The 880-nt window shown below is 52.6% G+C and carries 3 protein-coding genes; all 3 read right to left on the bottom strand.

From position 1 onward, the window contains the following. Positions 1 to 118: LacI family DNA-binding transcriptional regulator (locus tag ABD481_RS46470; protein WP_344672322.1), on the bottom strand; the 118-nt coding region annotated here is incomplete at its 3' end. Positions 119 to 298: 180 nt separating this feature from the next. Next, a complete protein-coding gene (ilvN, locus tag ABD481_RS46465; protein WP_002888536.1) occupies positions 299 to 790 on the bottom strand; it encodes an acetolactate synthase small subunit in 492 nt (163 codons plus the stop codon). Positions 791 to 792: 2 nt separating this feature from the next. Further along, on the bottom strand, positions 793 to 880 hold an 88-nt coding region (locus tag ABD481_RS47580), incomplete at its 5' end, for a hypothetical protein (RefSeq protein WP_023200606.1).

Raw genomic sequence — 880 nt, 5'->3', positions numbered from 1 at the left:
CCATCACTTTTTCGACCGTTTTATCGCTTACGCGGTACTGCTTCGCTTTGCCATTAATCACATAGCTCGCGGTGGTTCTTGAAACACCGGCCAGCCGGGCGATTTCATCCAGTTTCACAATTGCCCCTTGGGTAAGAAGTGCCAAACATAACCATTATTCAGGTATGGAATCCTTTTTATAACATCTAAGCGCAGAATAGTTAGCGCAGCAACCGCTTTCGCTTACAGTTCCTACTGATTTCGCAAAAAAAAAGCCCGACAGTCTCTGCCGGGCTATTTTTACAGCAGTTCCCGATCCTTAGCGCATGATTTTATCACCGCGAGACAGGCCGACCACGCCGGAGCGAGCCACTTCCACAATCCGAGCGACATCGCGCAGCGAGGCCAGAAATGCATCCAGCTTATCGCTGGTGCCGGCGAGCTGGACGGTATAGATAGAAGGCGTCACGTCGATAATCTGTCCGCGGAAGATTTCGGTGTTGCGCTTCACTTCTTCACGGCCATAGCCGCTGGCCTGAACCTTCACCAGCATAATTTCCCGTTCAACATGAGCCCCCTGCCCCAGCTCGCTGACCCGCAGGACATCCACCAGCTTGTGCAGTTGCTTTTCAATCTGCTCAATCGCTTTTTCATCGCCCACGGTCTGAATGGTCATTCTGGAGAGAGTGGGATCGTCCGTCGGCGCGACAGTCAGGCTTTCTATATTATAGCCACGCTGGGAAAAGAGGCCGATAACGCGGGACAATGCACCCGATTCGTTTTCCAGTAATACCGATAATATCCGGCGCATAATCAGGTCCTCTCCGTTTTGCTCAACCACATTTCATCCATGCCGCCGCCGCGGATCTGCATGGGGTACACATGCTCACTGCCGTCGACG

This window comes from Catenulispora yoronensis (assembly GCF_039531695.1).
GTDB classification, from domain to species: Bacteria; Actinomycetota; Actinomycetes; order Streptomycetales; family Catenulisporaceae; genus Catenulispora; species Catenulispora yoronensis.
This window is presented reverse-complemented; position numbering and strand designations above follow the sequence as displayed.